4 protein-coding genes are annotated in these 7,625 nt (G+C 43.5%); all 4 read left to right on the top strand.

The window, feature by feature from the left end:
• Positions 1-200, top strand: a 200-nt coding sequence (locus F6K52_RS28465) for a hypothetical protein (RefSeq protein WP_293086556.1), incomplete at its 5' end; no start/stop codon positions are given.
• A gap of 1,239 nt (positions 201-1,439) precedes the next feature.
• A complete protein-coding gene (locus tag F6K52_RS28470; protein ID WP_293086559.1) occupies positions 1,440-3,935 on the top strand; it encodes a cellulose biosynthesis cyclic di-GMP-binding regulatory protein BcsB in 2,496 nt (831 codons plus the stop codon).
• Complete coding sequence (gene bcsA / locus F6K52_RS28475; protein WP_293086562.1) at positions 3,935-6,526, top strand: UDP-forming cellulose synthase catalytic subunit; 2,592 nt, start codon at positions 3,935-3,937, stop codon at positions 6,524-6,526. The genes F6K52_RS28470 and bcsA overlap by 1 nt, the downstream gene beginning before the upstream one ends.
• Positions 6,527-6,553: 27 nt before the next feature.
• Positions 6,554-7,132 (top strand): Uma2 family endonuclease, encoded by a 579-nt coding sequence (locus F6K52_RS28480; RefSeq protein WP_293086565.1) that lies wholly within the window; start codon positions 6,554-6,556, stop codon positions 7,130-7,132.
• Positions 7,133-7,625: the final 493 nt, after the last annotated feature.

Raw genomic sequence — 7,625 nt, forward strand, 5'->3', positions numbered from 1 at the left:
ATGAAACTGGCAAGATGCCAGTTTCATGCTTATTTTCCTGCGGGCAGGATGCCCACTCTACTCCTATTCATTACAAGACCGACGCAACGGCCTTTATATTATTATTGATAACAATCTGTGTCGAAGTTTTAATAATTTTTCTTCCCTACTCCCTACTCCCTGCTCCCTATTCCCTATTCCCTATTCCCTTTACTCTATAAGGTACCTGAAATTTTCTTAACCCTACTCGACACTGCCTGATTTCTTGAAACTCTCTCAGGGCATCCGTGAAATGAATTGTACTAACAGGGGGGCGGTAAACAACAGAGCGATATCAATAACGGTGATAGTGGCGAAGCGAATCTGTTGATTAGTCATAATTACTTATTTCCTCATTTATCAAGGTAGCTTAAATTTTCTTAACCCTACTCGACACTGCCTACTCCCTTCAAACACTTTCAGGGCATGCGAGAAATGAATTGTACCAACAGGGGGGCGCTAAACAACAGAGCGATATCAATAGCAGTGATAGTAGCGAAGCGAATTTGTTGAGTAGTCATAATGACTTATTTCCTCCAGCAGTTATCTAAAACTTCTTTAAAGTTGATGTGAATATACTACAGTCCACAACAATTCTAGTTCACGGACTTAGCTCACCCACCTTAGTGATTTTCCAGAAGGATTGGTGTGATCTGGATCACAATAGCAAAGGAAGTAGGTAAGCATATGCGCGAAGCGCACGCGTGCGCGTTCAGCGGTCAGCGGTCAGCGGTCAGCTTATTTTATTCAAAGGTGCGCTTGACCCATTAAAAATTAAATTCGCCACGGGTCGCACCTAAAAGTACCGATTGCGCTACGCGCACGCTGCGTGAACAGTAGCTTGGCCACAGCCCTTTGGCTGATAGCTGATAACTGATAGCTGAACGCGCACGCGTGCGCGTAGCGCATTAGCTTACGGGAGTCGGGAATATGGGAACAGAAATTCTCCCATTTGTATTTGAGTTGTAAACAGAATCCCTGAGGCAACAGGCAACAGGCAACAGTCAAGAGGCAACAGGCAAGAGCTATATCGAGATTTTTGGGAATGGAAAAAACTGTAATTACTGTTTACAATTCATTTGTAAAACCGATCCCAATCCCAGGATTTTCCTCAATGCATATAAAATAAAATTTGTCAAGCCACTTTACTGAACTTTTAGTCTAGGCAAAATGTCCTAGAAGCCTGTGGTAAATTTAACTCAAAGACTGGAGAAGCTTGCCAATCAAAAAGGTTGGTATAGGGAGGATTCCGTTCCCTAGATTCTCATCAGTCAAGGGTGTATCTGAGGGTGTATCTGATTTTTATTCAACCGCTGGTAATGCAACTAGCCTGCTCCGGATTAGGTAGCGCTAGCCCTGTATCAAGAGGTAAACATCCAATGCGGCAAATTAATTTGTAATCAGAGTTAAACATTCTGCTGATGACACCCTTTTTTCGCAAGGCTTTTGGCCATCTACCCAAAAAAACTCCTAAGTCACAGCCATCAGATGGTCACCAAAGCGCTAATCAAGCCTCTACATCGAGGAGGTTCGATGCTAAAGCAGATCATCCTCGGCCTTCGTTCCAAAGATATTCTTTAGTCCTACTATTATTCCTCAGCTGTAGTATTTCCATTGGGTTAACTACAAGGTTAGTGTCTGCTCAAAGTGATGGCAGTAGCACCGATTCCAACAAAACCCTAAGAGAGAGTACCATCGAGGAACTCAAGGAAAAATCTCAACCTACCTTTGCTCTACCTTCCCCACCAACTAAAGCTCCTGAGATCAATGCTCCTGCTGCTGGTCAGTACATCCTAGAATTCAATCGCAGCCCAGTAGTAGGTTCTCGTTTTAGTTTAAAAGGCATCTATGACGAAGCACGGCTAGGGTTTACCCGTCCCCGAGATTGGCAACTCAAATCTGTCAAAGCCTTGATTCGCTTTCGCCATTCTCCAGCGCTCTATGCTACTCGCTCTAATCTTACCGTTCTAATTAATGGTGTTAGCGTTGGCAGTATTCCTCTCAACCGCCAGAAAGGGGAAATTGGGAATGTGCTCTTTAATATTCCCATAGACCAACTCCGTAACTACAACCAAATCACAATTGCGGCGCTACAGAATAACTCTCCTACCTGTACTCAAGACCCCTATGATCCTTCCCTATGGACAGAAATTCTGCCGGATTCAAAAATAGTCTTTGATTTTGAACCCCAACCGGTTTCTCTAGACTTCAATCGCTATCCTTACCCGATCTTTGATGACCTTAGTCTAGAACCAAATCAAATTACTTATCTGTTGCCCAAGGAGATTGATCATAATTGGTTAACTAGCACTGCTCGTTTCCAAGCTTCCTTAGGTAGGCTAGCGGATTATCGTCGCCTGAATACGTCCTTGGTGAAATCTGTTAAAGAGGCAAGTGGAAAGGGGATTAATCGCTTTTCTGGTAATCGGTTGGTGATCATCGGCACACCAGAACAACAGCCAGAACTCAAATCCCTGAAACTACCCCTTCCGCTCGGAAATAATAAGATTCTCGATGCTAAGGACAAAGCCTTACCCCCCGATGTCGGGGTCTTAATGTTAACCACCACTCCTGGCAATCAAGCCGCAGTATTGGTAGCAACGGGTAATGGACCAGAAGGAGTGGCGAAAGCAGTACAGTTTTTAGTGCAATCGAAAGACCGTCAAATTGCTACCAGTCAAGCGATCTTAGTCGAAAACCTCGACGAAGTGCCAACCCCTGCACCCCGGAATTGGCCAGACTATTTACCTCTAGAACCCACATTCAAGCTCAGCGACCTCAAAACTCCCTACAATCAGCCGATTGAGGATATCACAGTCAGGGGTTCTGATTCCCCACCCATTACCATTGACTTCCGGGCATTACCGGATGATAAGTTTGAGGGGGATAACTATATGAACCTAATTTATAGCTATAGTCCCCAAATTAATCCCAAAACCTCAGTAGTAGAAGTCAAGCTAGATGGCATTGCTCTAATCGGTAAAAAGCTAAAGTCCATCGATGGTGGAACTAGAGAATCCCTGAGGATTCCCCTGCCTAATGACAAAATTAACCCCTATTCTAAAATCCAGGTCGATTTTCGTCTTGATGCTCGGGAACGCCGCTCCTGTAGCAAAGTAACTGACCAACAGCTTTGGGGTACCTTGCACAGTGATACAAATTTTGAACTCCAGCGCAGTACTGTTGCCAAAGTCCCAGATTTGGGGTTGCTGAAAACGGGTTTCCCCTTTGCTGCTCCTCAGGATTTATCCAAGACAGTTATTGTGGTACCAAAAGACCCCTCAAGCAGTGTACTGATGACATTACTACAGTTCACTAACAGACTGGGACGGTTAAGCAAAGCGGAATCAATCGAGTTATCAGTTTACACAAAAGATTCTTTACCCACTGAAGAACGTAGTGACCATCATCTGGTAGGAATTGGGACTCAAAATAAATTTCCTTTTCCCGAAATTTTTTCCTCTGGTGGCTTTAAATTAAAAAATTTCTTGACACGGCAGCGCAGTGATAGTCAGATTCAAACCTGGTCTGATCATGATGGGGTTATCAAAGAAATTATCTCGCCATGGAATAAAGAACGGGTGATGCTTGCTCTAATTGCTCAAACTAACCAAGGCTTAGAGAAAGTCCAAGACTTATTAAACCAAGACTCACTCTTCTCTCAAATCAAGGGAGACACGGTACTAATTAGTGCTAACTCGGAAAATCCCGATATTTATGACCAAAATTCTTATAATATGGAGTTTTTCCATAAAGAGCGCAAGCGTCAACTGGAAAAACCTGATTTGACTCAGCAAATTTTTAACTTCATAATAAGAAGTTGGTTGATGTTAGCTCCAGCTATTATAGCTGCTACCCTGATTAGTTACGGTGTTATTCAGTTTTATCTACAAAAAATGGCTAGGGATAGAAATTAATGACTATTCCATTTTTAAAGATTAGGTCAAAACCAAGTCGCAGAGGCTTGGTGACGTCACCCCAACAGCGACAGAAACTAACAGTCTGGGTAGTGGAAGACTTACCCCATATATGTGACCAGATTTTACAGTGGCTAAGTCGCGGTCAATTGCTGTTGCTGATTGTATCCTTACTCTTGCTATTCATTCCTCTAATTACTGCTCGCCCACCCATTTGGCAACAAGGGTTGCTTGGTGTAATTTTGTTCCTGGTGGGACGAGTTATTATTCAGATGGAGGAAGATAAACCAAATCGTAAAACCAGTGAATATCTCCACTTATTGTTGGTTTTACTTAGCGCTTTCACTACCTTACGCTATTTTTATTACCGCACTCGATATACCCTGAATTTTGAAGGGTGGCTGAATATCGTTTTTTGCTTGCTGTTGTATGGAGCAGAATTTTATGCGATCGCTACCTTATTCTTGGCTTACTTTCAAACTTTAAAAATCAAAGAACGTCAAGCCGTTAGTTTAGAAAATACTCCCCAAGAGGAGTGGTTTAGCATTGATATTTACATTCCTACCTATAACGAGGATATCGAAATTGTCCGCAAAACAACCTTAGCGGCTGTAGCCATTAACTATCCGGCTGATAAAAAATCGGTTTATGTCCTTGATGATGGCAGAAAGTATCCAGAGCGTAGGGAAAAGTTACGCAAAATGTGTGAGGATTTAGGCTGCGAACTCCTGACTCGGGATAACAATGACCATGCTAAAGCTGGTAATATCAACACAGCTTTTCACAAAACCACTGGGGATTTAGTCCTTATTCTGGATTGTGACCACATTCCCGCTAAAAACTTTTTGAAAGAAACTGTTGGCTTCTTTTTTAACCCTAAGGTTTCCTTTGTCCAGACACCTCACTGGTTCTACAACCCAGATCCCTTTGAGCGTAATTTGCTCACAGAAGGCAGAATACCTGTGGGTAATGAACTGTTTTATAAAGTGCTGCAAAAGGGCAATGATTTCTGGAATGCAGCTTTCTTTTGTGGGTCTGCGGCGGTGATTCGGAAAACCCACGTCATGGAAATCGGAGGTATTGCCACCGAAACCGTTACCGAAGACTGCCATACTGCCTTCCGTCTGCACTCAAAGGGTTACGAGTCGGTCTACTACGACAAGATTATGGTGGCAGGTTTAGCGCCAGAAAAATTTTCGGCCTATATCGGTCAACAGGTACGTTGGGCAAGGGGAATGGCTCAGATTCTGCGCCTGGAAAATCCCTTATTCAACCGGAAGGTGAATTTGAGCCTGCCCCAACGGTTGTGCTACATGAGTGCCACATCCCACTTTTTCTTCGGCTTCCCCCGATTGATGTATGCGATCGCACCCACTCTATTCTTATTATTTGGCATCAATTCGGTTAAAGGTCTGGGTTATGAAACCTTGTGCTATGCTCTGCCTCACGTTATCTTATCGATGCAGACCAACCACATTCCCTACAAGCACGTCCGTTTCTCCTTCTGGAACGAGATTTTTGAATTTGCCCTGTCATTCCAGGCAGGAATCGTTACCATCTTAGCTCTGATTAATCCTAAGTTAGGGTCTTTCAATGTTACCGATAAAGGGATGAATGTTACCAAGCGCAGCTTTGATTTTGATTCAGTCAGGTACTTGGTGTTAGTCGGTGCCTTGGCTACTGCTGCCTTGTTTACTGTACCCCTGTGGCTATGGTTAAGACCGGAAGATAGCCAAGCGGTGATTGTTAATGTGTTGTGGTCTATTTTTAACTTAATCCTGCTGATGGCTGCTTGTCTAGTTGCTTTCGAGCAACCCCAACTCCGTCGAGCCCACCGGATGCCAAGGAAGTTAACAGCTGTGATTCATACTCCACACCAGAGTTGGAGAGGTGAAACCGTTAATATTAGTGAAAGTGGCGTCCAAATTCTGCTGAATACCCGACCCAACATCCCTGATGAAATCAGAGTGGAACTCGAAGGAGACTACGGACACAAGTGCCTGCTCCGAGGGCGGGTGGTGCGAGAAGTTGCCATGGGGGAGCAGGTGAGGCTATTTGTTGATTTTATTGAGCTCACCCGTACTCAGCAAGATGATCTGGTCTTAGTTATTTATTCTGATGTCAATGAGTGGTATTCCCAGAAACGATCTGAGACAGACCATCCTCTGGAATCCCTTAAGTTTATTGCTACGAGTATCAGACGAGTCTTCCGTGAATTCCGACCAGCTAAAGAGACCAAGGTACGTCAACAAGTTCAAACAACAGTGCAATTATATTGGGATTACTGGAAAAACGATTCCGTGAGCGCGACAATCACTGAAATTGGCACTCATGATTTACGCTTGGAATTAGATGGTAGGCAGATTAGCAATCTCGAGATCATGCAGCAAACTAAACCTGTGATCAGTTTACTGGTAACTCAGGAATCTAATCACATAAACGATCTGAGTTTTGTGGCTCAGGTGGAAACTATAGAGCACTTAGTTGATACCGGATCTGTTGATTCGATTGCGATCGAGTTAAGTTTCCCAGAATCAATGAAACAACAGCAACGGCTCAAAATTCCACAGCTTCTCAATCGTTTAGATTGATGGTAAACAGAACTTGGAATAGGGAAAATGAACCCTTTAACTCTTGACCTGCGACCAGTCCTCAGGTTAACCCACCGAGAATTTGAGAAAATTGCAGTAGCTAACCGGGAGTTGCGGTTGGAACTGACTGTTGATGGAGAACTAATTGTTATGCCCCCAACAGGAGGAAATACTGGTAGGCGTAATGCTGATATAACTTACCAACTGCAAGCTTGGAATCGTCAGACCCAACGTGGGGAAGTTTTCGACTCCTCTACTGTCTTTCAACTCCCCAATGGAGCAGGACGTTCCCCTGATGCAGCTTGGGTTAGCTCAGACCGATGGAACAGCCTTACTCTTGACCAACAAGAAACCTTTCCACCTCTATGTCCTGACTTTGTGATTGAATTGCGTTCCAAAACTGATTCTCTGACATCTCTACAGAAGAAGATGCTGGAATATATGGATAATGGCTGTCGCCTCGGTTGGTTGATTAACTATCAAGATCAACAGGTTGAGATTTACCGTTCTGGTCAAGCAAAAGAGATTCTACAATCTCCCCAGATTATTACTGGTGAGGAGGTATTACCAGGTTTCCGATTGGATTTAAAGTTTATTTGGAAATAGGTTGACTTAAGCGCGTTTGAGTTGTTCTATAGTTTCGTTTTGCCGCCACACTATCTATAACTAGGGCCGACTTCGGCATCGGCTCTAAGTCTTCTCGGCTCTTGGGGATGGTTGGCCTTTCGATCTCGATTCTTCAATCCTAATCCTACCCATCTCTTCTCCTTTGTCAACCCCCTGATCTGAATGCTTGCCTTTCAGCTTCGATAAGACTTACGCAAATTGCCTTACAGCGCTTTTGAGATTAATAAACCACATTGAGGGAGCCAGACGAATTAAAAATCAATAATCAATTGTGGTTCACTAAATAGAAAAGCGCTGTATGCAACCTTAAATGTAGGAGTGATTCGCGTGCTACTGAACGTCTCATTCTTATTTAAAAGAACTATAAATAGCACTTGAGCGATCCCGTTTTCAGTATTACTTCAAGTTACTCAAGGCAGACTGTGGTAGCTAGACATTGCGTTCTGACCAAAATCAATTAAGATTGCATACA

Origin of the sequence: Moorena sp. SIO3H5 (genome assembly GCF_010692395.1) — a bacterium.
GTDB lineage: Bacteria > Cyanobacteriota > Cyanobacteriia > Cyanobacteriales > Coleofasciculaceae > Moorena.

Excerpts from the sequence above, each read along its gene's own strand:
- F6K52_RS28470 (WP_293086559.1), top strand. The coding sequence starts at position 1,440 with ATGACACCCTTTTTTCGCAAGGCTTTTGGCCATCTACCCAAAAAAACT.
- F6K52_RS28480 (WP_293086565.1), top strand. The coding sequence starts at position 6,554 with ATGAACCCTTTAACTCTTGACCTGCGACCAGTCCTCAGGTTAACCCAC.
- bcsA (WP_293086562.1), top strand. The coding sequence starts at position 3,935 with ATGACTATTCCATTTTTAAAGATTAGGTCAAAACCAAGTCGCAGAGGC.